This is a genomic window from Phytobacter sp. SCO41, assembly GCF_003073275.1.
Classification (GTDB): Bacteria; Pseudomonadota; Gammaproteobacteria; order Enterobacterales; family Enterobacteriaceae; genus Phytobacter; species Phytobacter diazotrophicus.
Map to the genome: position 1 here is coordinate 911,219 of NZ_CP027225.1, position 22,742 is coordinate 933,960.

At 54.1% G+C, this 22,742-nt stretch carries 21 protein-coding genes and 1 other RNA gene; 16 read left to right on the top strand and 6 right to left on the bottom strand.

Features of this window, described 5'->3' with window-relative positions:
• Nucleotides 1-7 precede the first annotated feature (7 nt).
• A complete protein-coding gene (gene speA / locus C5523_RS04505; protein WP_072039714.1) occupies nucleotides 8-1,984 on the top strand; it encodes a biosynthetic arginine decarboxylase in 1,977 nt (658 codons plus the stop codon).
• Nucleotides 1,985-2,164: 180 nt separating this feature from the next.
• Here speA and C5523_RS04510 read toward each other — a convergent pair whose 3' ends face one another.
• Nucleotides 2,165-2,923, bottom strand: a complete 759-nt coding sequence (locus C5523_RS04510; RefSeq protein ID WP_039077998.1) for a M48 family metallopeptidase — start codon at nucleotides 2,921-2,923, stop codon at nucleotides 2,165-2,167.
• Nucleotides 2,924-3,204: 281 nt separating this feature from the next.
• Between C5523_RS04510 and tkt the strand changes: the two genes are divergently transcribed.
• From tkt to C5523_RS04545, 7 genes are all read left to right on the top strand, one after another.
• Complete coding sequence (tkt, locus tag C5523_RS04515; RefSeq protein WP_071195997.1) at nucleotides 3,205-5,196, top strand: transketolase; 1,992 nt, start codon at nucleotides 3,205-3,207, stop codon at nucleotides 5,194-5,196.
• A 334-nt stretch (nucleotides 5,197-5,530) separates the two neighbouring features.
• Nucleotides 5,531-6,550, top strand: coding sequence for an erythrose-4-phosphate dehydrogenase (gene epd, locus C5523_RS04520; protein WP_108700651.1), 1,020 nt, complete (start codon nucleotides 5,531-5,533; stop codon nucleotides 6,548-6,550).
• Between the two features lie 49 nt (nucleotides 6,551-6,599).
• Nucleotides 6,600-7,763 (top strand): phosphoglycerate kinase, encoded by a 1,164-nt coding sequence (gene pgk / locus C5523_RS04525; RefSeq protein WP_039077995.1) that lies wholly within the window; start codon nucleotides 6,600-6,602, stop codon nucleotides 7,761-7,763.
• 98 nt (nucleotides 7,764-7,861) lie between these two features.
• Nucleotides 7,862-8,941 (top strand): class II fructose-bisphosphate aldolase, encoded by a 1,080-nt coding sequence (fbaA, locus tag C5523_RS04530; protein WP_039078179.1) that lies wholly within the window; start codon nucleotides 7,862-7,864, stop codon nucleotides 8,939-8,941.
• Nucleotides 8,942-9,127: 186 nt separating this feature from the next.
• On the top strand, nucleotides 9,128-9,988 hold the full coding sequence (locus C5523_RS04535; protein ID WP_108700652.1) for a small-conductance mechanosensitive channel MscS: 861 nt from the start codon (nucleotides 9,128-9,130) through the stop codon (nucleotides 9,986-9,988).
• A gap of 139 nt (nucleotides 9,989-10,127) precedes the next feature.
• Nucleotides 10,128-10,763 (top strand): arginine exporter ArgO, encoded by a 636-nt coding sequence (gene argO, locus C5523_RS04540; RefSeq protein ID WP_039077993.1) that lies wholly within the window; start codon nucleotides 10,128-10,130, stop codon nucleotides 10,761-10,763.
• A gap of 94 nt (nucleotides 10,764-10,857) precedes the next feature.
• Nucleotides 10,858-11,607: an oxidative stress defense protein gene (locus C5523_RS04545; protein WP_108700653.1), complete on the top strand. Its 750-nt coding sequence runs from the start codon at nucleotides 10,858-10,860 to the stop codon at nucleotides 11,605-11,607.
• 103 nt (nucleotides 11,608-11,710) lie between these two features.
• On the opposite strand, the gene argP is transcribed toward C5523_RS04545, so the two are convergent.
• Complete coding sequence (gene argP, locus C5523_RS04550) at nucleotides 11,711-12,604, bottom strand: DNA-binding transcriptional regulator ArgP (protein ID WP_039077991.1); 894 nt, start codon at nucleotides 12,602-12,604, stop codon at nucleotides 11,711-11,713.
• Nucleotides 12,605-12,778: 174 nt separating this feature from the next.
• Between argP and rpiA the strand changes: the two genes are divergently transcribed.
• Both rpiA and serA read left to right on the top strand, forming a co-directional pair.
• Nucleotides 12,779-13,438 carry a ribose-5-phosphate isomerase RpiA gene (gene rpiA, locus C5523_RS04555; protein WP_039077990.1) on the top strand — a complete coding sequence of 220 codons (660 nt, stop codon included), beginning with the start codon at nucleotides 12,779-12,781 and terminating at the stop codon, nucleotides 13,436-13,438.
• A gap of 264 nt (nucleotides 13,439-13,702) precedes the next feature.
• A complete protein-coding gene (gene serA, locus C5523_RS04565; protein ID WP_039077989.1) occupies nucleotides 13,703-14,935 on the top strand; it encodes a phosphoglycerate dehydrogenase in 1,233 nt (410 codons plus the stop codon).
• Between the two features lie 84 nt (nucleotides 14,936-15,019).
• On the opposite strand, the gene C5523_RS04570 is transcribed toward serA, so the two are convergent.
• The 3 genes from C5523_RS04570 to zapA all read right to left on the bottom strand — a co-directional run bounded on the left by C5523_RS04570 (nucleotide 15,020) and on the right by zapA (nucleotide 16,190).
• Nucleotides 15,020-15,616: a 5-formyltetrahydrofolate cyclo-ligase gene (locus tag C5523_RS04570; protein ID WP_071196000.1), complete on the bottom strand. Its 597-nt coding sequence runs from the start codon at nucleotides 15,614-15,616 to the stop codon at nucleotides 15,020-15,022.
• Nucleotides 15,617-15,635: 19 nt separating this feature from the next.
• Nucleotides 15,636-15,819: non-coding RNA, 6S RNA (gene ssrS, locus C5523_RS04575), on the bottom strand.
• Nucleotides 15,820-15,860: 41 nt separating this feature from the next.
• Nucleotides 15,861-16,190, bottom strand: a complete 330-nt coding sequence (gene zapA / locus C5523_RS04580) for a cell division protein ZapA (RefSeq protein ID WP_039077987.1) — start codon at nucleotides 16,188-16,190, stop codon at nucleotides 15,861-15,863.
• Between the two features lie 223 nt (nucleotides 16,191-16,413).
• Between zapA and C5523_RS04590 the strand changes: the two genes are divergently transcribed.
• Genes C5523_RS04590 through ubiI form a run of 4 tightly spaced genes read left to right on the top strand, consistent with a single transcriptional unit; the run spans nucleotide 16,414 to nucleotide 20,729 of the window.
• Nucleotides 16,414-16,992 (top strand): YecA family protein, encoded by a 579-nt coding sequence (locus C5523_RS04590; protein WP_125123904.1) that lies wholly within the window; start codon nucleotides 16,414-16,416, stop codon nucleotides 16,990-16,992.
• 24 nt (nucleotides 16,993-17,016) lie between these two features.
• Entirely contained in the window at nucleotides 17,017-18,333 is a 1,317-nt protein-coding gene (pepP, locus tag C5523_RS04595; protein ID WP_039077985.1) for a Xaa-Pro aminopeptidase, read from the top strand.
• Entirely contained in the window at nucleotides 18,330-19,508 is a 1,179-nt protein-coding gene (gene ubiH, locus C5523_RS04600; protein WP_039077984.1) for a 2-octaprenyl-6-methoxyphenyl hydroxylase, read from the top strand. Before pepP ends, ubiH begins: the two co-directional genes overlap by 4 nt.
• Nucleotides 19,509-19,526: 18 nt before the next feature.
• Nucleotides 19,527-20,729, top strand: a complete 1,203-nt coding sequence (gene ubiI, locus C5523_RS04605; RefSeq protein ID WP_108700655.1) for an FAD-dependent 2-octaprenylphenol hydroxylase — start codon at nucleotides 19,527-19,529, stop codon at nucleotides 20,727-20,729.
• Between the two features lie 83 nt (nucleotides 20,730-20,812).
• On the opposite strand, the gene C5523_RS04610 is transcribed toward ubiI, so the two are convergent.
• Nucleotides 20,813-21,109 carry a hypothetical protein gene (locus C5523_RS04610; protein WP_108700656.1) on the bottom strand — a complete coding sequence of 99 codons (297 nt, stop codon included), beginning with the start codon at nucleotides 21,107-21,109 and terminating at the stop codon, nucleotides 20,813-20,815.
• A 41-nt stretch (nucleotides 21,110-21,150) separates the two neighbouring features.
• Between C5523_RS04610 and gcvT the strand changes: the two genes are divergently transcribed.
• The gene (gcvT, locus tag C5523_RS04615; RefSeq protein WP_108700657.1) at nucleotides 21,151-22,245 is read left to right on the top strand and encodes a glycine cleavage system aminomethyltransferase GcvT; all 1,095 of its coding nucleotides are present in this window, start codon (nucleotides 21,151-21,153) and stop codon (nucleotides 22,243-22,245) included.
• A 25-nt stretch (nucleotides 22,246-22,270) separates the two neighbouring features.
• Complete coding sequence (gene gcvH, locus C5523_RS04620) at nucleotides 22,271-22,660, top strand: glycine cleavage system protein GcvH (protein ID WP_039077981.1); 390 nt, start codon at nucleotides 22,271-22,273, stop codon at nucleotides 22,658-22,660.
• Nucleotides 22,661-22,742: the final 82 nt, after the last annotated feature.

Below are 22,742 nucleotides of genomic sequence, written 5' to 3' on the forward strand. Positions count from 1 at the left end.
GTTCGCTATGTCTGACGACATGTCTTCATTTTCGCCTTCGTCAGCAGGCGAACACGGTGTACTACGTTCCATGCAGGAGGTTGCGATGAGCTCCCAGGAAGCCAGCAAGATGCTTCGTACTTACAATATTGCCTGGTGGGGTAATAACTATTATGACGTCAACGAACTGGGCCATATCAGCGTATGCCCGGATCCTGATGTCCCGGAAGCCCGTGTTGACCTGGCTCAACTGGTAAAAGCCCGTGAGGCGCAAGGCCAGCGTTTACCTGCGCTGTTCTGCTTCCCGCAGATCCTGCAACATCGTCTGCGCTCTATTAACGCCGCCTTTAAACGCGCGCGCGAATCCTATGGCTATAATGGCGATTACTTCCTGGTTTACCCGATTAAAGTAAACCAGCATCGTCGCGTTATTGAGTCGTTGATCCATTCCGGCGAGCCGCTGGGTCTTGAGGCCGGTTCGAAAGCCGAATTAATGGCGGTTCTGGCCCATGCGGGCATGACCCGCTCGGTGATTGTCTGTAACGGCTATAAAGACCGTGAATACATCCGTCTGGCACTTATTGGCGAGAAAATGGGCCACAAGGTCTATCTGGTCATTGAGAAGATGTCGGAAATCGCGATTGTGCTGGAAGAAGCCGAGCGCCTGAATGTGGTGCCGCGCCTGGGTGTGCGTGCGCGTCTGGCGTCGCAGGGCTCCGGTAAATGGCAATCCTCCGGCGGCGAGAAATCCAAATTTGGTCTCGCGGCGACGCAGGTTCTGCAACTGGTGGATATTCTGCGTGATGCCGGTCGTCTGGACAGCCTGCAACTGCTGCATTTCCACCTTGGTTCGCAGATGGCCAACATTCGCGATATCGCCACCGGCGTGCGTGAATCGGCACGTTTTTATGTTGAACTGCATAAGCTGGGTGTCAACATTCAGTGCTTCGACGTGGGCGGTGGTTTGGGTGTGGACTATGAAGGTACGCGTTCCCAGTCAGACTGCTCGGTGAACTATGGCCTGAATGAGTATGCCAATAATATTATCTGGGCGATTGGCGATGCCTGTGAAGAGAATGGTCTGCCGCATCCGACAGTGATTACCGAGTCGGGCCGTGCGGTGACAGCACACCACACTGTGCTGGTGTCTAACATCATCGGTGTGGAGCGTAACGAATATACCGACGCGACACCTCCGCCAGAAGACGCTGCCCGCCCGCTGCAAAGCATGTGGGAAACCTGGCTGGAGATGCATGAAACAGGCAACCGCCGCTCGTTGCGCGAATGGCTGCACGACAGCCAGATGGATCTGCACGATATTCACATCGGTTACTCCTCTGGCACCTTTAATCTTCAGGAGCGCGCCTGGGCAGAGCAACTGTATCTGAACATGTGCCATGAAGTGCAAAAGCAGCTCGACCCGAGCAACCGCGCGCATCGTCCGATTATTGACGAACTGCAGGAGCGTATGGCGGATAAGATTTACGTCAACTTCTCCCTGTTCCAGTCAATGCCGGATGCCTGGGGTATCGATCAACTCTTCCCGGTGCTGCCGCTGGAAGGTTTGAATCACGCGCCGGAACGTCGTGCGGTGTTACTGGATATCACCTGCGATTCCGACGGCGCTATCGATCACTATGTGGATGGCGATGGTATTGCGACCACCATGCCGATGCCGGAGTACGACCCGGAAAACCCGCCGATGCTGGGCTTCTTTATGGTTGGCGCGTACCAGGAAATTCTCGGTAACATGCATAACCTGTTTGGCGATACCGAAGCGGTGGACGTCTTTGTCTTCCCTGACGGCAGCGTGGAAGTTGAACTGTCGGATGAAGGCGATACCGTGGCCGATATGCTGCAATATGTGCAGCTCGATCCGAAAACTTTGCTGATTCAGTTCCGCGATCAGGTGAAACAGACCGATCTGGACGATGCGCTGCAACAGCAGTTCCTCGAAGAGTTTGAAGCAGGGCTGTACGGGTATACCTACCTCGAAGACGAGTAATCAGGACTCACCTTTAACTGACCGGTTTAATCATGTAAATCGGTCAGTTTTTTATTTATAGCGTCCTGGAAAGCATGAAGCGCCTGTTCGGCTTATGGATAGTGTGGAGAAGGATATGACCGACGCGCGTAACTCGTAGCCCCGGTAAGCGCAGCGCCACCGGGGATGTTATATGTCAAATTACTTAATACCGTCCGCCGCCAGGCGATCGCGGATATGTTGCGCACGTTCAGCCGAGGCCGGGTGATCGTCAAACATAGAACTCTGGCGACCCTCTTCGAGTTTTGCTAATTTTTCGAAGCTGGTGGCCAGCCCAATCGGGCTAATTCCACGTTTGCGCAACAGATCATAGGAATAATCGTCCGCTTCGGACTCCTGACGCTGTGAGAACTGCGAATTCACCAGTTTCTCGCCCAGGTCACCCAACTGAGATTGCGATAAATTGCCTACGACGCCGCCCGCCGATGCGGCCGCGGCACGCACGGCATTGGTGCCAAGCGCCACCTGCATGCCTTTCTTCACGTGACCAAGCGCAACGTGGCCCATTTCATGGCCAATTACCGCCTCGACCTCGTTGTCATTCATCATATCCATCAGACCGCTATAAACACGGATACAGCCATTCGCCATGGCAAAGGCGTTAACATCTTTTGCTACGTAAACCTTGTAGTTCACCGGCTGGCCGTTGATATTATCGCCCAGCGCGGCGGCAATCTTGCTAAGTCTCTGATTATACTGACTGCCCGCAGGGGCTATCGTTGCTTTACTGTCCATCTGCTTACAGGCTTCGTCACTCAGGCTTTTAACCTGAGCGTCGCTCAATGTGTAGGCCTGAAAAGCTTCTGCACCGGAGGTCATAAAACCGTTGGAGTCCATATTCTGGCAACCTGCCAACAGGGTCGCTGTTGTCAGAGCAAGCAAAGCCGGGCGAATTTTCATCTCTTATCTTCCACGCAGGTTAATTCATAATTCTGATAATGCGCCGCGCACAAACGAGCCGGTGCAGTTGCACAAGTATAAAGAATAGAAGGATTACGGGGCGAGTCCATTGCGCAACGAGCATACACCTTCCAGAGATTTCTTAATCCTCAAAAGGATGCTCCATGTACATGACTTGCCGCTTGGGTTACATTGTTGGCACTTTTTTCCGGCGTAGCCCATAACGCGCTGTAGTCAAGTCGTTCCGGGCATGGCCTTTAACAGTCCGATCTGGAGTCAAAATGTCCTCACGTAAAGAGCTTGCCAATGCCATTCGTGCGCTGAGCATGGACGCGGTACAGAAAGCCAAATCCGGTCACCCGGGTGCCCCGATGGGTATGGCTGACATCGCCGAAGTCCTGTGGCGTGATTTCCTGAACCATAACCCGCAGAACCCGGCATGGGCTGACCGCGACCGTTTCGTGCTGTCCAACGGCCACGGTTCAATGCTGATTTACAGTCTGCTGCACCTCACCGGTTACGACCTGCCGATTGACGAGCTGAAAAACTTCCGTCAACTGCATTCAAAAACCCCGGGTCACCCGGAAGTGGGTTACACCGCAGGTGTGGAAACCACCACCGGCCCGCTGGGTCAGGGCATTGCCAACGCTGTGGGCATGGCGATTGCGGAGAAAACCCTGGCGGCGCAGTTTAACCGTCCGGGCCATGACATTGTTGACCACTTCACTTACGCGTTCATGGGCGACGGCTGCATGATGGAAGGTATCTCTCACGAGGTATGCTCCCTGGCCGGTACCCTGAAACTGGGCAAGCTAGTTGCGTTCTACGACGACAACGGCATTTCCATTGACGGCCACGTTGAAGGCTGGTTTACCGATGATACCGCCGCACGCTTTGAAGCCTATGGCTGGCACGTAGTACGTGGTGTTGACGGTCATAACGCTGACTCCATCAAACGTGCAGTAGAAGAAGCGCGTGCAGTCACCGACAAACCGTCCCTGCTGATGTGCAAAACCATCATCGGCTTCGGTTCGCCGAACAAACAGGGTACTCACGACTCCCACGGCGCGCCGCTGGGCGACGCGGAAATCGCACTGACCCGCGAAGCGCTGGGCTGGAAACACCCGGCATTTGAAATCCCGTCTGAAATCTATGCCCAGTGGGATGCAAAAGAAGCAGGTCAGGCGAAAGAATCCGCCTGGAACGAGAAGTTCGCAGCCTACGCCAAAGCCTTCCCGCAGGAAGCCGCAGAGTTCACCCGCCGTATGAGCGGTGAGCTGCCGTCTGATTTCGACGCAAAAGCCAACGAATTCATCGCGAAGCTGCAGGCGAACCCGTCCAAAATCGCCAGCCGTAAAGCGTCCCAGAATGCGATTGAAGCCTTCGGCCCGCTGCTGCCTGAGTTCCTCGGCGGCTCCGCAGATCTCGCGCCTTCTAACCTGACCATCTGGTCTGGCTCTAAAGCGATTAACGAAGATACTGCCGGTAACTACATCCACTACGGCGTGCGCGAGTTCGGTATGACCGCTATCGCTAACGGTATCTCCCTGCACGGTGGTTTCCTGCCGTACACCTCCACCTTCCTGATGTTTGTGGAATATGCCCGTAACGCGGTGCGTATGGCGGCCCTGATGAAACAGCGCCAGGTGATGGTCTACACCCACGACTCTATCGGTCTGGGCGAAGATGGCCCGACTCACCAGCCGGTTGAGCAGGTGGCAAGCCTTCGCGTAACCCCGAACATGAGCACATGGCGTCCGTGTGACCAGGTAGAATCTGCAGTGGCATGGAAATACGGCGTTGAGCGTGCCGATGGCCCGACCGCGCTGATTCTGTCCCGTCAGAACCTGGCGCAGCAGGAGCGTACCGCTGAGCAACTGGCAAACGTGGCCCGTGGTGGTTACGTGCTGAAAGATTGCGCTGGTCAGCCAGAGCTTATCTTCATCGCCACCGGTTCTGAGGTTGAACTGGCGGTTGCCGCATGGGAAAAACTGACTGCCGAAGGCGTGAAGGCGCGCGTGGTTTCCATGCCGTCCACCGACGCGTTCGACAAACAGGATGCGGCCTACCGTGAATCCGTACTGCCGAAAGCGGTTTCTGCACGCGTGGCAATTGAAGCGGGTATCGCTGACTACTGGTTCAAATATGTGGGCCTGAACGGTGCTATCGTCGGGATGACCACCTTCGGTGAGTCTGCACCGGCAGAACTGCTGTTTGAAGAGTTCGGCTTTACCGTAGACAACGTAATCGCTAAAGCGAAAGCGCTGCTGTAATTGCTATTGGATTGAGGGCTGATGCCCTCAATCTGCCCCTTTCCCGGTGGGAGAGGGGACGGATACAAAAACGGTAACCGACAGGTTACCGTTTTGTTTTTTACCTCGACGTATTCCCGCAAAAAATGTGACGCAAGTCAGATAAATGGTCGCCAGGGCTGGACATGGATTCCTTTTATTCTGTGTTTCGCTTATTCTAGCTGAAGCGTTTCAGTCGCTTAAATGTTCGACAATTAATCAATCAAACGCAGTTTGTGACAGGCGAGGTTCCCCTGTAAAGGTTGCTGCATTACTCTGTGAGCCACCTCAAATTGGGTAACCTTGCAGGAGATCTATGAGCGTACGCATAGCGATTAATGGCTTCGGTCGCATCGGGCGCAACGTGGTTCGTGCTTTGTATGAATCCGGGCGTCGGGCGGAAGTCACCGTGGTGGCAATCAATGAACTGGCAGATGCGGCAGGCATGGCCCATTTATTGAAATATGACACCAGCCACGGGCGTTTCGCATGGGATGTACATCAGGAGCGCGAGCAGCTGTTTGTCGGTGAAGACGCGATTCGTATTCTTCACCAGCGCGATATTGCCGCGCTTCCCTGGCGTGAGCTGGGCGTTGATGTAGTGCTCGATTGCACTGGCGTGTTTGGCAGCCGTGCCGATGGCGAAGCGCATCTGGCGGCGGGGGCGAAGAAAGTGTTGTTCTCGCATCCCGGCGGTAACGATCTCGACGCGACGGTCGTTTTTGGCGTCAACCAGGATGCCTTAAAAGCTGACGATCGTATTGTGTCCAACGCCTCCTGCACCACGAACTGCATTATTCCGATTCTTAAGCTTCTTGACGACGCCTGGGGAATTGAATCGGGTACTGTCACCACGATCCATTCCGCAATGCACGATCAGCAGGTGATTGACGCCTATCATCCTGATTTACGCCGTACGCGTGCAGCCAGCCAGTCTATTATTCCTGTGGACACGAAACTGGCGGCGGGTATCACCCGTATTTTCCCGCAATTTTATGACCGGTTTGAGGCGATTGCGGTACGCGTACCAACCATAAATGTGACGGCCATCGACCTGAGCGTGACGGTGAAAAATCCGGTAAAAGCGTGTGAAGTCAATGCCTTGCTGCAAAAAGCAGCACAGGGAACATTTCATGGTATAGTTGACTATACGGAATTACCGTTGGTCTCAACAGATTTTAACCATGATCCGCACAGTGCCATTGTTGATGGCACGCAAACACGGGTCAGTGGCGCGCACCTTATTAAAACCCTGGTATGGTGCGATAACGAATGGGGCTTTGCTAACCGAATGCTCGACACGACGTTAGAGATGGCCGCAAAAGGTTTCAGGTAGGGCGCACATTGCGTTCGCAAAACTTTATGAATCATTGAGAGGATTCACCATGTCTGTAATTAAGATGACCGATCTGGATTTGGCAGGTAAACGCGTTTTCATCCGTGCGGATCTGAACGTACCGGTTAAAGATGGCAAAGTGACCAGCGATGCGCGTATCCGTGCTTCTCTGCCGACCATCGAGCTGGCGCTGAAACAAGGCGCGAAAGTGATGGTTACCTCCCATCTGGGTCGTCCGACCGAAGGCGAGTACAACGAAGAGTACTCTCTGCTGCCGGTTGTTAATTACCTGAAAGACAAACTGTCCAACCCGGTACGTCTGGTTAAAGACTACCTGGATGGCGTTGAAGTTGCTGCAGGTGAACTGGTTGTTCTGGAAAACGTTCGCTTCAACAAAGGCGAGAAGAAAGACGACGAAGCGCTGTCCAAAAAATATGCTGCACTGTGCGACGTATTTGTGATGGACGCTTTCGGTACTGCTCACCGTGCACAGGCTTCAACTCACGGTATCGGTAAATTCGCAGATGTTGCGTGCGCAGGCCCGCTGCTGGCTGACGAACTGGAAGCGCTGGGTAAAGCGCTGAAAGAACCTGCTCGCCCGATGGTCGCTATCGTTGGTGGTTCTAAAGTTTCCACTAAACTGACCGTTCTGGACTCCCTGTCTAAAATCGCTGACCAGCTGATCGTCGGTGGCGGCATCGCCAACACCTTCGTTGCTGCTCAGGGCCACAACGTGGGTAAATCCCTGTACGAAGCTGACCTGGTTGACGAAGCAAAACGCCTGCTGGGCACCTGCGATATTCCGGTTCCGACAGATGTTCGTGTTGCTACCGAGTTCTCCGAAACCGCGACCGCTACCCTGAAATCTGTTTCTGACATCAAAGACGAAGAGCAGATTCTGGACCTGGGCGATGTTTCTGCGCAGAAACTGGCTGATATCCTGAAAAACGCGAAAACCATTCTGTGGAACGGCCCGGTTGGCGTGTTCGAATTCCCGAACTTCCGCAAAGGTACTGAAATCGTTGCTAACGCCATCGCTGACAGCGAAGCGTTCTCCATCGCAGGCGGCGGCGACACTCTGGCGGCTATCGACCTGTTCGGTATCGCTGACAAAATCTCCTACATCTCCACTGGTGGCGGTGCGTTCCTCGAGTTCGTGGAAGGCAAAGTGCTGCCGGCAGTCGCAATGCTCGAAGAGCGCGCTAAGAAGTAAGTATTCAATGGGCAGGTAAACCTGCCCAATTTTCAGCGCGCGTCATGCTCGCGAACTTTTTTCCAACGGTCGAAGATACAGATACAGGACTCGAAAACATGTCTAAAATTTTTGATTTCGTAAAACCGGGCGTCATTACCGGTGATGACGTACAGAAAGTGTTCCAGGTAGCGAAAGAAAATAACTTTGCGCTGCCAGCAGTTAACTGCGTGGGCACCGATTCCATTAACGCCGTTCTGGAAACCGCTGCGAAAGTGAAAGCACCGGTTATCGTTCAGTTCTCCAACGGTGGTGCTGCATTCATCGCGGGTAAAGGCGTGAAAACCGACATTCCTCAGGGTGCTGCTATCCTGGGTGCGATCTCTGGTGCGCATCACGTACACCAGATGGCAGAGCACTACGGTGTTCCGGTTATTCTGCACACTGACCACTGCGCCAAGAAACTGCTGCCGTGGATCGACGGCCTGCTGGACGCGGGTGAAAAACACTTTGCTGCTACCGGCAAACCGCTGTTCTCTTCTCACATGATCGACCTGTCTGAAGAGTCCCTGGAAGAAAACATCGAGATCTGCTCCAAATATCTGGCGCGCATGTCCAAAATCGGCATGACGCTGGAAATCGAACTGGGTTGCACCGGTGGCGAAGAAGACGGCGTGGACAACAGTCACATGGACGCTTCTGCACTGTACACTCAGCCGGAAGACGTTGATTACGCATACACCAAACTGAACGCAATCAGCCCGCGCTTCACCATCGCCGCTTCCTTCGGTAACGTGCATGGCGTGTACAAACCGGGTAACGTGAAACTGACCCCGACTATCCTGCGCGACTCTCAGGAATATGTTTGCAAGAAACATAACCTGCCGCACAACGCCCTGAACTTCGTATTCCACGGCGGTTCCGGTTCTACTGCTCAGGAAATCAAAGACTCCGTAAGCTACGGCGTTATCAAAATGAACATCGATACCGACACCCAATGGGCGACCTGGGAAGGTATTCTGAACTACTACAAAGCCAACGAAGCGTATCTGCAAGGTCAACTGGGCAACCCGAAAGGCGAAGACCAGCCGAACAAGAAATACTACGATCCGCGCGTATGGCTGCGTGCAGCGCAGTCTTCTATGATCACGCGTCTGGAACAGGCTTTCAAAGAACTGAACGCGGTTGACGTTCTGTAATTTTTGCCTTGTTTCCTGAATCAGGCCCGCTTATGCGGGCCTTTTTTATTTCCGATTCAATAGCCTGCACTCATCATTAAATGTGATCCATTTGGCAAAATCGTCCCTTATTGTTTACCCTTTAGGTGTCTGTCCGCCACCGTCGGGAAGGATTGTTCTCGTACGGATCAACATAAGGAACAAAGAATGGAAGATCTTCACGTCGTCGATAGCATCAATGACGCAGGCTCCTGGCTGGTGACCAATCAGGCGTTACTGCTGAGTTACGCTGTTAACATTGTTGCCGCCATTGCCATCATTATTGTGGGTATGATCGTTGCCCGCATGATTTCAAACACCGTCAATAAACTGATGCGGGCGCGGCACATTGATGCCACCGTTGCCGATTTTCTCTCTGCGCTGGTGCGCTACGGCGTCATTGCATTTACCCTGATAGCCGCACTGGGGCGCGTGGGGGTACAAACCGCCTCAGTCATCGCTGTACTGGGTGCCGCCGGTCTGGCAATCGGTCTGGCGCTACAAGGGTCACTCTCAAACCTGGCCGCCGGGGTACTGCTGGTGACATTCCGCCCGTTCCGTTCCGGGGAATATGTTGATCTGGGGGGCGTCGCCGGTACCGTTCTGCAGGTGCAGATTTTCTCCACCACGCTGCGCAGCGCCGATGGCCGCATAATCGTGGTTCCCAACGGTAAAATTATCGCCGGGAACATTATCAACTTTTCCCGCGAGCCGGTGCGTCGTAACGAATTTATTATTGGCGTTGCGTACGACTCCGATATCGATCTGGTTACGAAATTGCTGACCGATATCATCCAGGCTGATGATCGTATTCTGAAAGACCGGGAAATGACGGTGCGTCTGAATGAACTCGGGGCGTCTTCCATCAACTTTGTGGTACGCGTCTGGAGTAACAGTAGTGATCTGCAAAACGTTTACTGGGATGTGCTGGAGAAAGTGAAACGCAGCTTTGATGAGCACGGTATCAGTTTCCCTTATCCACAAATGGATGTGAATTTCAAGCGGGTAAAAGAGCCTGCCGAAGAGTAAAGAATCAGGTCGGCACTGCCGGCCTTTTTATTGCTTTCTATTATTAGCTTCGCTTATTACTCATTAAAATATTCAATTTCCGCTAATGATTCTCGCGCGTTATAGTCTGCATCCAGAAAAAGATGAGTGAGAATCTATTTTGATAACCTATTATTTTCAAGGTCTTATATTGGGTGCGGCGTTGATTTTGCCCCTGGGGCCGCAAAATGCCTTTGTCATGAACCAGGGGATCCGTCGCCAGTACCACATCATGACGGCTTTGTTGTGTACGCTGAGCGACTTGCTGCTGATTTGCGCCGGGGTCTTCGGCGGCAGCGCCTTGTTGATGCAATCTCCCTGGCTGCTGGGGCTGGTCACCTGGGGCGGCGTCGCTTTTTTGCTGTGGTATGGCTATGGCGCGCTGAAAACCGCATTCGGCAGTCATATCGAGCTTGCCAGCGCCGAAGCGATGAAGCAGGGACGCTGGAAAATCATCGCAACCATGCTGGCGGTGACCTGGCTTAATCCTCATGTCTATCTGGATACCTTTGTTGTACTCGGCAGTCTCGGCGGGCAACTGGAGGCAGAGCCGAAGCGCTGGTTTGCGATGGGGACGATCAGTGCGTCTGTTATCTGGTTTTTTGGCCTGGCGATGCTGGCGGCCTGGTTTGCCCCGCGTCTGCGTACGGCAAAAGCGCAACGTATCATCAATCTGATCGTCGGGGCGGTAATGTGGGTTATTGCCGCGCAACTGGCAAAAGAGGGCGTGGCCCATATGCAGGCGTTATTAAACTAAGTCTGGTCTGATAGACAAACCAACGGTATCCGCTAAGCTTTTGCCTGGCGTGCCGTTTTGTTACGGACGTAATAAGCAACATGGAGGAGCAACCGTGAAATTCAAAGTGATGGCCCTGGCGGCATTAGTGGGACTGAGTGTCATGTCGGTACAGGCAAGTGAACTGCCTGATGGCCCGCACATTATTACCTCGGGTACGTCGAGCGTGGACGCAGTGCCGGATATTGCCACCCTGGCGATTGAAGTGAACATCCAGGCGAAAGATGCTGCAACCGCCAAGAAACAGGCAGACGACCGCGTTGCCGAGTATCTCTCCTTCCTCGACAAGAATGGCGTAGTGAAGAAAGACATCAACGCCGCCAACTTGCGCACCCAGCCGGATTACGATTACCAAAACGGTAAAAGCGTGCTGAAAGGCTGGCGCGCCGTACGTACGGTGGAAGTAACCCTGCGCGATCTGGAGAAGCTCAATTCTCTGCTGGATGGTGCGCTGAAAGCCGGTCTGAATGAAATCCGTTCCGTTTCGCTGGGTGTTGCGCAACTGGATTCTTACAAGGATAAGGCGCGTAAAGCCGCCATTGATGATGCGGTTCATCAGGCCGAACAACTGGCAGCCGGTTTCCACGCGAAGCTTGGCCCGGTGTATAGCGTGCGTTACCACGTTTCTAATTATCAGCCGAGCCCGATGGTTCGCATGATGAAAGCAGATGCGGCGCCGGTATCCGCACAGGAAACGTACGAACAGCCGACCATTCAGTTTGCCGATCAGGTGGACGTTGTGTTCCAGCTTGAGCCAACGCAGAGCCAGACTCAGCAGCCAGCAACAACGGACAAAACGCAGTAATTTCAAATGAGTGGGATATGTGGCCGCATCTGGGAAATCCCGATGCGCCACGCTTACCGGGGGCTGCATTTTGCACGATATGTCGCCCCGGTAAGACAATGTTTTAATCTTGCCTTAGCACCTTGTGGCCGTACGCCAGCAGTGCGTCGGTGACGTTGCGCATCATGCGGCTTTCTGGCGCAAACCGGTGCCAGAACAGCATCCGGCGCTGGAAGAGACCCGGCGTCAGATCGATCAGCTCTCCGGCATTCAACTCTCTTTCGATTTGTAGATGCGGGATCATACAGCAGGTCGTTCCCTGCCTTGCCAGTTGAACAAATGCTTCCGACGAGTTAACGATATGGCAGGGTACGCTGCCCGGCGGCAGGTCGAAGTTTTGCTGTAAGAAGGCCTGATGCATATCGTCGAGATGATCAAACGCCACGGCAGGCGCTTTAAGTAACGCCGAGCGGGTTACGCCATTCGGGAAGTAACGTTCAGCAAAGGCTTTTGAACCGACAAACAGGTAATCAAGCGCGCCAAGCTGGTCAACGAGGCAACTTGGCAGAGCCTGCGGCTGAATACTTACCGCACCGACCACCTCGCCGCGACGCAGACGCTCCTGAGTGCGGGTTTCGTCTTCAACCTGTAAATTCAGACGAATTGGCGAGTCGGCCAGTACCGGCGCCAGCGCGGGCAGCAGCCATGTTGCCAGACTGTCGGCGTTCACCGCCAGCGACAGCAGGAGTGGGGTGGAGCCGGTTTGCTCATCACCCAGCCACTCTTCTTCCAGCAGTTCTACCTGGCGCAGCAGCGCCAGCAATTTTTGCCCTTGTTCAGTGGGGCGCGGTGGGACGGTGCGCACCAGCAGAGGCTGACCAAACATATTTTCGAGCTGTTTAATACGCTGCGATACGGCGGACTGAGTGATACACAGCTTCTGCGCGGCGCGCTCAAACCCACGTTCCCGAATGACCGCATCGAGCGCCTGTAACGTTCTGTAGTCCGGACGTTTCATCTGACTGACATACTCCTGCAAAATAATTACTCAGCACTATGACATAATTTTTTGTCTCTTACAGACGAAAATGTACCTGCTGGTAATGTGACACAGCTCACAGGGACTTTTCCCCCTTCCATGTTCTATAATGCGCTTCGAATTCCACACCATTCTCACCACAGGCGAACGACGATGACGCAGGACGAATTAAAAAAAGCAGTGGGTTGGGCAGCGCTGAAATATGTTGAACCGGGTACTATCGTAGGTGTTGGTACCGGCTCTACCGCTGCGCACTTTATTGACGCGCTCGGTACCATGAAAGGTCAGATTGAAGGGGCGGTCTCCAGTTCCGACGCCTCGACAGAAAAACTGAAAGGCCTGGGTATCACCGTATTCGATCTGAACGAAGTCGATCGTCTGGGAATTTATGTTGATGGCGCGGATGAAATCAACGGCCAGATGCAGATGATCAAAGGCGGCGGCGCCGCGTTAACGCGCGAAAAGATCATTGCCTCGGTAGCCGATAAATTTATCTGTATTGCCGATGCGTCCAAACAGGTCGAGATCCTCGGTAAATTCCCGCTACCGGTGGAAGTGATCCCGATGGCACGAAGCGCCGTAGCGCGTGAACTGGTGAAGCTGGGCGGTCGTCCTGAATATCGCCAGAATGTGGTCACCGACAACGGCAACGTGATCCTCGACGTCTTTGGTCTGGAAATTATCGATCCTGTTGCGCTGGAAAATACGATTAATGGCATTCCGGGTGTGGTAACCGTGGGCTTGTTTGCCAACCGCGGCGCGGATGTGGCTTTGATCGGCAGCGCCGATGGCGTCAAAACCATCACAAAATGATCTGTGTGGGGGACGTGTTCCCCCATGAAAAAAATCTCAAAGAGCAAATTTGGTGACATCTGTCACGCTTCTGGATTCGCCCTGATAATCCTCCCGCCTCTGTGGCTATTTCCAGCATATTCCTCTGCCATTTCTCACTGTATGACATTCCTTCACAGGGCCGACGCAAACGTTCATATTGCTGCAATAGTTTTTTTTGATATGTTGACTACAGCGGATGAATATCCACACAACATCAGTTATGACAAAAACAGGGTCGGGTAAATGGCAAAGGTATCACTGGAGAAAGACAAGATTAAATTTCTGCTCGTCGAAGGGGTGCATCAGAAAGCACTCGATAGCCTTCGTGCAGCAGGTTACACCAACATCGAGTATCACAAAGGCGCGCTCGACAGTGAGCAGCTCAAAGAGTCTATCCGTGATGCCCACTTCATTGGCATTCGATCCCGTACTAACCTGACCGAAGATGTTATTGCCGCCGCTGAAAAACTGGTTGCGATTGGTTGTTTCTGTATTGGTACCAACCAGGTCAATCTGGATGCGGCGGCACAGCGCGGTATCCCGGTATTTAACGCCCCGTTCTCTAACACGCGTTCCGTGGCGGAACTGGTGATTGGCGAGCTGTTACTGCTGATGCGCGGTATTCCGGAAGCGAACGCCAAAGCGCACCGCGGAATCTGGAACAAACTGGCCGTGGGCTCTTACGAAGCGCGCGGTAAAAAATTGGGCATCATTGGCTACGGCCACATCGGTACGCAGCTTGGCATTCTGGCTGAGTCACTCGGTATGCACGTTTATTTCTATGATATTGAAAGCAAACTGCCGCTGGGTAACGCGACCCAGGTTCAGCACCTGTCCGATTTGCTCAATATGAGCGATGTTGTCAGCCTGCACGTGCCGGAAAATGCCTCGACCAAAAACATGATGGGCGCGGAAGAGCTGGCGCTGATGAAGCCGGGATCACTGCTGATCAACGCCGCACGTGGTACGGTTGTTGATATTCCGGCGCTGTGCGATGCGCTTAAACGTAAACACCTGGCGGGCGCGGCAATCGACGTGTTCCCGACTGAGCCTGCAACCAACAGCGATCCGTTTAATTCACCGCTTTGCGAATTCGATAATGTGATTTTGACGCCGCATATTGGCGGTTCAACCCAGGAAGCGCAGGAAAACATCGGCTTGGAAGTAGCGGGTAAGCTGATTAAGTACTCTGATAACGGCTCAACGCTCTCTGCCGTTAACTTCCCGGAAGTGTCGCTGCCGCTGCACGGCGGTCGTCGTCTGCTGCATATCCACGAAAACCGTCCAGGCGTGCTGACTGCAATCAACCAGATCTTTGCTGGCGACGGTATCAACATCGCGGCTCAGTATCTGCAAACGACGCCGTATATGGGCTATGTGGTTATCGATATTGAAGCCGAAGAAGATGTGGCGCAAAAAGCGCTGCAGAGCATGAAGGCGATCCCGGGTACGATTCGCGCACGCCTGCTGTACTGATTTTGCAGTACTGGATGGCGAGATAAATGCAAAACGGCAACCTGAGGGTTGCCGTTTTTATGTGTTCTCACTCACCCTGTGGTTTCACCAACTCCACAACCTCGACGGCGTCACCACCGCAGGGAGCGGAATATCCCACTCTTCCACTGGAAGCATATCAACATGCTGGCAATCATGCGCATAACCCACTGGCTGTAACCCGTACTGTTGCCAGTTTTGCAGCGTTCTGTCGTAAAAGCCCCCGCCCATTCCCAGCCGTTGCCCCTGGCTGTCAAAGGCAACCAGCGGGGTTATCAGGACATCTAACTGCGCAAGCGGTAAGACATCGCGTACGTCCAGTTTCGGTTCCTGAATTTTCAGACGATTGATAACCAGCTCGCTATGCGGATGGTATTGCAAAAACAGCAGATTGCCCGGGCTGAACGGATGCAGAACCGGCAGATAAACGCGTTTGCCGCTGCGCCAGAGCTGTTCGATAAGCGGTTGGGTGTCCAGCTCGCCATCGAAGGAGAGAAAAAGGGCGACGGTATGCGCCATCACGACTGGCGGATACGCCATCATGCGCGCTGCCGCTGCAATCGAAAAGTGTTCCTGTTCCCCGGCGGTAAGGGCGCGACGACGCTGCCGTATGATTTTACGGATTTCCTGACGTGATGGGGGAAGAGCAGAAAGTTGTGTCATGGTACCAGGTAGAAAGAAGGGAATCTCCGAGATGCCGCCGCAGGCTGTAACCCTTGAACCCTTGGTTCAAGGTGAATGTGTCGTCATAGTTTTAAGGCTTCTCGGACGGACCGAGCATGCTCACCAACCATGGAGCGCCACATTCTTGTGGTATGAAATATCGGCTCAGGGGACTGGCCCGCTTGCGAACATCTCAGAGAAATTTTTTCTTCACGGTCACTCTACCATAGTTAACCTTGAAGTGTTATTCAAACTTCGGCCCCGGTCTTTCGGATATGCGACCCTGATCAAGCAATGCCTGTTCGATGGTCTGTTGTAACATCCGAATACGCTGTTCCATGCTGGATGCGTAGTCACGGGTTTTTGCCTTTTCCTGAGTCAGTTCATAGCTGATATTCAGCGCTGCGATAAAGACTAACTGCTCAGTATTTGTGACTCTAGTGCGAACTTTCAGATCTTGCAACCGCTGATTCAGATCCTCCGCGGCCTGATTCAGAGCATCTCTCTGTTCAGGCGGGCAATTCACTCGCAGTGAACGGCCAAAAATTTGGATATCGACGGGTTGTGCAGACATGCCACCTTCCTGCTGTTTGACTGCGCTCTGCCTTCACACCCGAGTCCTGGCTGCGAAGGGGCGTCACTATAGCCACCCTGGTGAGAGGATTCAAGCTCTTTGCTATACCTTAATTCACTCATAGCGCATGCAAAGGCATGTAACGTGAAGCATGACGGGTATATCACCAGGGTCCAAAGTGGTAGCATACCATGAATATTCTCCCCAACGACGATGAATGCGCATGTCTATACAGAACGAAATACCTGGTTACAACGATGTAGGCCAGTTGCTCAATCAGCAAGGTGTTGGACTGATTCCTGCGGAAATGCACGGGCTTATCGCGGGGATGCTTTGTGGCGGCAACAACGACAGCTCCTGGCAGCCGCTGTTGCATGACCTGACTAACGAAGGGCTGGCATTCGGCCATGAGCTCGCTCAGGCGCTGCGCAGTATGCATGCCGCCACCAGCGACTCACTGGAAGATGACGGTTTCCTGTTTCAGCTTTATCTGCCGACCGGCGACGACGTGAGCGTGTTTGACCGTGCCGATGCGCTGGCAGGCTGGGTTAACCACTTCCTGCTGGGGCTTGGCGTCACGCAGCCGAAACTCGACAAAGTGACCGGCGAAACCGGTGAAGCGATTGACGATCTGCGTAACATTGCTTTGCTCGGTTATGACGAAGATGAAGATCAGGAAGAGCTTGAGATGTCGCTCGAAGAGATCATCGAATATGTGCGCGTTGCGGCGCTGCTGTGCCATGACACATTTACCCGCCCGCAGCCAACGGCACCCGAAGTGCGTAAGCCAACCCTGCATTAATCTATTCCGCTCAAAGGAGATGTCATGACACAGCTTGAGTTTCTCCGACGCCGTCAGGCGTTGCTGGCGCAAATGGCGCCGGCCAGCGCGGCGCTTATTTTCGCGGCGCCGGAAGCGACCCGCAGTGCCGACAGTGAATACCCGTATCGTCAGAACAGCGACTTTTGGTATTTCACCGGTTTTAATGAGCCGGAAGCGGTACTGGTGCTGATTAAAAGTGATGATACCCATAACCACAGCGTCCTGTTTAACCGGATCCGCGATAAGACGGCGGAAATCTGGTTTGGCCGACGTCTGGGGCAGGAAGCGGCGCCAGAAAAACTGGGTGTGGACAGGGCGCTGGCGTTTCCGGAAATAGGTAAACATCTTTATCAATTGCTCAACGGCCTGGACGCGGTCTATCACGCCCAGGGCGAATACGCTTATGCCGATGAGATTGTCTTTGCCGCGCTGGATAAACTGCGTAAAGGCTCTCGACAGAATCTCACGGCCCCGGCCACGGTGACCGACTGGCGACCCATCGTGCATGAAATGCGTCTGTTCAAGTCAGCCGAAGAAATTGAGGTAATGCGTCGCGCCGGGGAGATTTCGGCGCTGGCACATACCCGCGCCATGCAAACCTGCAAACCCGGGATGTTTGAATACCAGCTCGAAGGGGAAATCCACCACGAGTTCAACCGTCACGGCGCCCGTTTTCCGTCCTATACCACTATCGTCGGTGCCGGGGAGAACGGCTGTATTTTGCATTACACCGAAAACGAAAGCGTGATGCGTGATGGTGATCTGGTGCTGATCGACGCAGGTTGCGAATACATGGGGTATGCCGGCGATATTACCCGTACCTTTCCGGTTAACGGCAAGTTCAGCCCGGCGCAGCGTGAAGTGTATGACATTGTACTGGAATCACTGGAAACGGCCCTGCGCCTGTTCCGCCCCGGCACCTCGATTCAGGAAGTGAACGGGGAAGTGGTGCGCATCATGGTCACCGGGCTGGTGAAACTGGGCATTCTTAAGGGCGAGGTTGACACGCTGGTTGCTGAGAATGCGCATCGCCCTTTCTTTATGCATGGTCTGAGCCACTGGTTGGGGCTGGATGTCCATGATGTCGGCGTCTATGGTCAGGATCGCTCGCGCATCCTTGAACCGGGGATGGTATTGACCGTTGAGCCGGGTCTCTATATCGCCCCGGATGCCGACGTACCAGAAGCCTATCGGGGGATTGGCATTCGCGTGGAAGATGACATTGTGATCACCGAAAACGGTAATGAAAACCTCACCGCCAGCGTCGTCAAAAAAGCCGATGACATCGAGGCGCTGATGGCAGCGGCGCGTCGCTTATGAGTGTGATTATTGTTGGTGGCGGTATGGCAGGCGCGACGCTCGCGCTGTCGATTTCGCATTTAACCGGTGGTCGCCTTCCTGTTCATCTGATCGAAGCGACCGAACCGAGTTCTCAGGATCACCCAGGCTTTGATGCGCGTGCTATCGCGCTGGCGGCGGGAACGTGCCAGCAGCTCGCGCGAGTGGGAATCTGGTCACATATCGTCGAGAAAGCCACGCCGATTACCACCGTGCATGTCAGCGATCGCGGCCACGCCGGTTTCGTGACCCTTGATGCTGATGATTATCACATTGAGGCGCTCGGGCAGGTGGTGGAACTGCACGATGTCGGTACCCGTCTTTTTAGTCTTCTGAAAAAAGCGCCTGGCGTGACGCTCCATTGCCCCGCACGGGTGAGCTTCTTCTCCAGGGATGAAGACCGCGTGGCGGTCGCACTGGAAAGTGGGGAGACGATTAACGGAACCCTACTGGTCGCCGCGGATGGCTCCCGCTCTGCGCTGGGTGCGCAATGTGGCATTAGCTGGCAACAGGCGCCCTATCAGCAGGTTGCGGTGATTGCGAACGTCACGACCTCGGTGGCGCATCAGGGGCGCGCGTTTGAGCGTTTTACCGCTCACGGCCCGCTGGCAATGCTGCCGATGTCGCACGGACGTTGCTCGCTGGTGTGGTGTCACCCGCTCGACAGACAGGAACAGATCCTGAACTGGAGCGATGAGACCTTCTGCCATGAGCTGCAAAAAGCCTTTGGCTGGCGGCTGGGGCGAATCATGCAGGCGGGAGTCCGTAACGCCTATCCGCTTTCTCTCTCCACCGCCTCCTCGCCTATTTCACATCGTACTGTGCTGGTTGGAAATGCCGCGCAGACGCTCCACCCGATTGCCGGGCAGGGCTTTAACCTGGGGATGCGTGATGTGATGAGCCTGGCCGAAACGCTGGCCGATGCCTGGACACAGCAGCAGGATGTTGGCGGTTATGGCGTGCTGACACGCTATCGCGATCGTCGCCGTGATGATAAGTGCGCTACGATTGGCGTGACAGATGGTTTAGTACACCTTTTTGCTAATCGCTGGGCGCCGCTGGTTGTCGGGCGTAACGTCGGTTTGATGGCAATGGAATTATTTACCCCGGCGCGTGATGCGCTGGCGCAGCGTACTCTGGGCTGGGTGGCGCGTTAAGGTCTTCAGGAGCTATTTGTGCAAAATGTTGATGTGGCAATTGTAGGCGGCGGCATGGTGGGACTGGCGCTGGCCTGTGGATTACAGGGCAGTGGCCTGCGAGTGGCGGTGCTGGAACAGCATGCACCCGTCCCCCTGAAAGAGGATGCCCCTGCACAACTGCGTGTCTCGGCGATCAACGCCGCCAGCGAAAAACTGCTGACGCGCCTGGGCGTCTGGTCATCCATTATTGCCCATCGCGCCAGTTGTTATCACGGCATGGAAGTGTGGGATAAAGACAGCTTTGGCCGCATTGCCTTTGACGATCAGAGTATGGGTTACAGCCATCTCGGTCATATTATTGAAAACAGCGTCATTCATCAGGCGTTGTGGAACAAAGCCCTGCAGTGTTCGGATGTGTCAATCCTGGCACCAGCGGAACTGCAACAGGTGGCCTGGGGTGAAAACGAAGCGTTTCTTACCCTCAAAGATGGCAATATGTTAACCGCCCGGCTGGTCGTCGGGGCCGATGGCGCTAACTCATGGTTACGCAATAAAGCCGATATTCCACTGACCTTCTGGGACTATAACCATCATGCGCTGGTGGCGACCATCCGTACCGATGAGCCGCATCAGGCTATTGCGCGGCAGGTTTTCCACGATGAAAGCATCCTCGCATTTCTGCCGCTGGCCGACCCGCACTTGTGTTCAATCGTCTGGTCGCTGCCGCCTGAGCTGGCTGCGCAAATGCAGCAGGCAGACGAAGAGGCCTTCAACCAGGCGCTGTGCGTCGCGTTTGATAATCGCCTGGGGTTGTGTCACGTGGAAAGCGAGCGGCAGGTCTACCCGCTGACCGGACGTTACGCGCGTCATTTTGCCGGGCATCGTCTGGCATTGATGGGCGATGCGGCGCACACCATCCATCCTCTTGCCGGGCAGGGCGTTAACCTGGGCTTCATGGACGCGGCAGAACTGGTGAGCGAACTCAAGCGGCTGCACGCTCAGGGCAAAGATATTGGTCAGCACATGTATCTGCGCCGCTACGAACGCAGCCGTAAACACAGTGCCGCGCTGATGCTGGCCGGGATGCAGGGTTTCCGGGAATTGTTTTCCGGCACCAACCCGGCAAAAAAACTGTTCCGGGACATTGGCCTGAAACTGGCGGACAGATTGCCTGGGGTAAAACCACAGTTATTGCGTCAGGCGATGGGACTGAATGACCTCCCTCAGTGGTTGCGTTAACTGCGTCACACTTTCCCTTCCCCCTCGCGGGAAGGGATACCCTGCCTCATTTGAAAAATTCTAATTTCACGTCATTTTTCAGATTAGTTTTTCTCATCTCTCATTTTTTTGCTGTCGGGAAAATTATCTCTTTTGTGGTGGTAAATATCGCTATTTGCAATACCCGCTATGCGGTAGTGATTCTTTATGCGCCATTTTGCGCTTAAGTCTGGTGTAATATTCTGTTGGGGTTTTTGTGAAAAATGGTCATAAGCTAATGTGATGACCCATTTTCTCTTATGGTTAAGTGCCGCTTTCGGTGATAAGTTCAGGCGAAAGTGAACGTTTGCGTCGGCGACCGGGATCGGTGTCGACGTCTTGTCATGCGATGATTTTTTCACCGCTGAAAACGTGAAAGCCCCGCTTATTCGACGAGGAAAAGATGGCCCAGCAGACTCCTTTGTATGAACAACACACGCTGTGCGGCGCACGCATGGTGGATTTCCATGGCTGGATGATGCCGCTGCATTACGGCTCGCAAATCGATGAGCACCACGCGGTGCGTACCGATGCGGGCATGTTCGATGTATCGCACATGACGATTGTCGATTTGCGTGGCAGTCGAACCCGTGAATTCTTGCGCTACCTGCTGGCAAATGACGTAGCGAAACTCACCAAACCCGGCAAGGCGCTATATTCCGGCATGCTAAATGCGTCGGGCGGTGTCATTGATGACCTCATCGTCTACTACTTCACCGAAGACTTCTTCCGCCTCGTTGTAAACTCCGCCACCCGCGAAAAAGACCTCTCCTGGATTACCCAACACGCTGAACCTTTCGCCATTGATATCACCGTCCGTGACGATTTGTCGTTGATTGCCGTCCAGGGGCCAAACGCGCAGGCTAAAGCCGCGACCCTGTTCACTGACGAACAGCGTCAGGCAGTAGAAGGCATGAAGCCCTTCTTTGGCGTTGAGGCCGGCGATCTGTTTATCGCGACCACCGGCTATACCGGCGAAGCGGGTTATGAAATCGCGCTGCCGAACGAACAGGCAACCGATTTTTGGCAGAAGCTGGTGCAGGCGGGCGTTAAGCCTTGTGGCCTGGGCGCGCGCGACACTTTACGCCTTGAAGCGGGCATGAACTTGTATGGTCAGGAGATGGACGAGGGCGTTTCGCCGCTCGCCGCCAATATGGGCTGGACCATTGTCTGGGAACCGGCGGACCGTGATTTTATCGGTCGCGAAGCGCTCGAATTACAACGCGAGAAAGGCACCGAACAGTTAGTCGGTCTGATCATGACCGAGAAAGGCGTGCTGCGTAACGAATTGCCGGTGCGGTTCACAGATACCCACGGTAACGCGCAAGAAGGCGTGATCACCAGCGGTACGTTCTCGCCGACGCTGGGCTACAGTATTGCACTGGCGCGTGTGCCTGCGGGCATTGGCGACACGGCAATCGTTCAGATCCGTAATCGTGAAATGCCGGTAAAAGTGACGAAACCTATTTTTGTACGCGCTGGCAAAGCCGTCGCGTGATTCATTCTTATTTGGAGATTTAGTGATGAGCAACGTACCTGCAGAACTGAAATACAGCAAAGAACACGAGTGGCTGCGTAAAGAAGCGGATGGCACGTACACCGTCGGTATCACTGAACATGCTCAGGAACTGCTGGGTGACATGGTGTTTGTTGATCTGCCAGAAGTGGGCGCAACCGTTGCCGCAGGTGATGATTGCGCCGTCGCGGAATCCGTGAAAGCGGCTTCCGATATTTATGCGCCGATTAGCGGCGAAATCGTTGCTGTTAACGAGGCACTGGGCGATGCGCCCGAGCAGGTTAACAGTGAGCCGTACGGCGAAGGCTGGATTTTCAAAATCAAAGCCAGTGATGAATCGGAAGTTGCTGCGTTGCTGGATGCGACCGCTTACGAAGCCTTACTCGAAGACGAATAACGGTTTTCTCCCTCTCCCTCACGGGGAGAGGGGGGGGTGAGAGAATATTAGCGCTTTCACCCCAAACCTCTTCCTGACGAAG

Excerpts from the sequence above, each read along its gene's own strand:
- speA (WP_072039714.1), top strand. The coding sequence starts at position 8 with ATGTCTGACGACATGTCTTCATTTTCGCCTTCGTCAGCAGGCGAACAC.
- C5523_RS04510 (WP_039077998.1), bottom strand. The coding sequence starts at position 2,923 with ATGAAAATTCGCCCGGCTTTGCTTGCTCTGACAACAGCGACCCTGTTG.
- tkt (WP_071195997.1), top strand. The coding sequence starts at position 3,205 with ATGTCCTCACGTAAAGAGCTTGCCAATGCCATTCGTGCGCTGAGCATG.
- epd (WP_108700651.1), top strand. The coding sequence starts at position 5,531 with ATGAGCGTACGCATAGCGATTAATGGCTTCGGTCGCATCGGGCGCAAC.
- pgk (WP_039077995.1), top strand. The coding sequence starts at position 6,600 with ATGTCTGTAATTAAGATGACCGATCTGGATTTGGCAGGTAAACGCGTT.
- fbaA (WP_039078179.1), top strand. The coding sequence starts at position 7,862 with ATGTCTAAAATTTTTGATTTCGTAAAACCGGGCGTCATTACCGGTGAT.
- C5523_RS04535 (WP_108700652.1), top strand. The coding sequence starts at position 9,128 with ATGGAAGATCTTCACGTCGTCGATAGCATCAATGACGCAGGCTCCTGG.
- argP (WP_039077991.1), bottom strand. The coding sequence starts at position 12,604 with ATGAAACGTCCGGACTACAGAACGTTACAGGCGCTCGATGCGGTCATT.
- rpiA (WP_039077990.1), top strand. The coding sequence starts at position 12,779 with ATGACGCAGGACGAATTAAAAAAAGCAGTGGGTTGGGCAGCGCTGAAA.
- serA (WP_039077989.1), top strand. The coding sequence starts at position 13,703 with ATGGCAAAGGTATCACTGGAGAAAGACAAGATTAAATTTCTGCTCGTC.
- C5523_RS04570 (WP_071196000.1), bottom strand. The coding sequence starts at position 15,616 with ATGACACAACTTTCTGCTCTTCCCCCATCACGTCAGGAAATCCGTAAA.
- zapA (WP_039077987.1), bottom strand. The coding sequence starts at position 16,190 with ATGTCTGCACAACCCGTCGATATCCAAATTTTTGGCCGTTCACTGCGA.
- C5523_RS04590 (WP_125123904.1), top strand. The coding sequence starts at position 16,414 with ATGTCTATACAGAACGAAATACCTGGTTACAACGATGTAGGCCAGTTG.
- pepP (WP_039077985.1), top strand. The coding sequence starts at position 17,017 with ATGACACAGCTTGAGTTTCTCCGACGCCGTCAGGCGTTGCTGGCGCAA.
- ubiH (WP_039077984.1), top strand. The coding sequence starts at position 18,330 with ATGAGTGTGATTATTGTTGGTGGCGGTATGGCAGGCGCGACGCTCGCG.
- gcvT (WP_108700657.1), top strand. The coding sequence starts at position 21,151 with ATGGCCCAGCAGACTCCTTTGTATGAACAACACACGCTGTGCGGCGCA.
- gcvH (WP_039077981.1), top strand. The coding sequence starts at position 22,271 with ATGAGCAACGTACCTGCAGAACTGAAATACAGCAAAGAACACGAGTGG.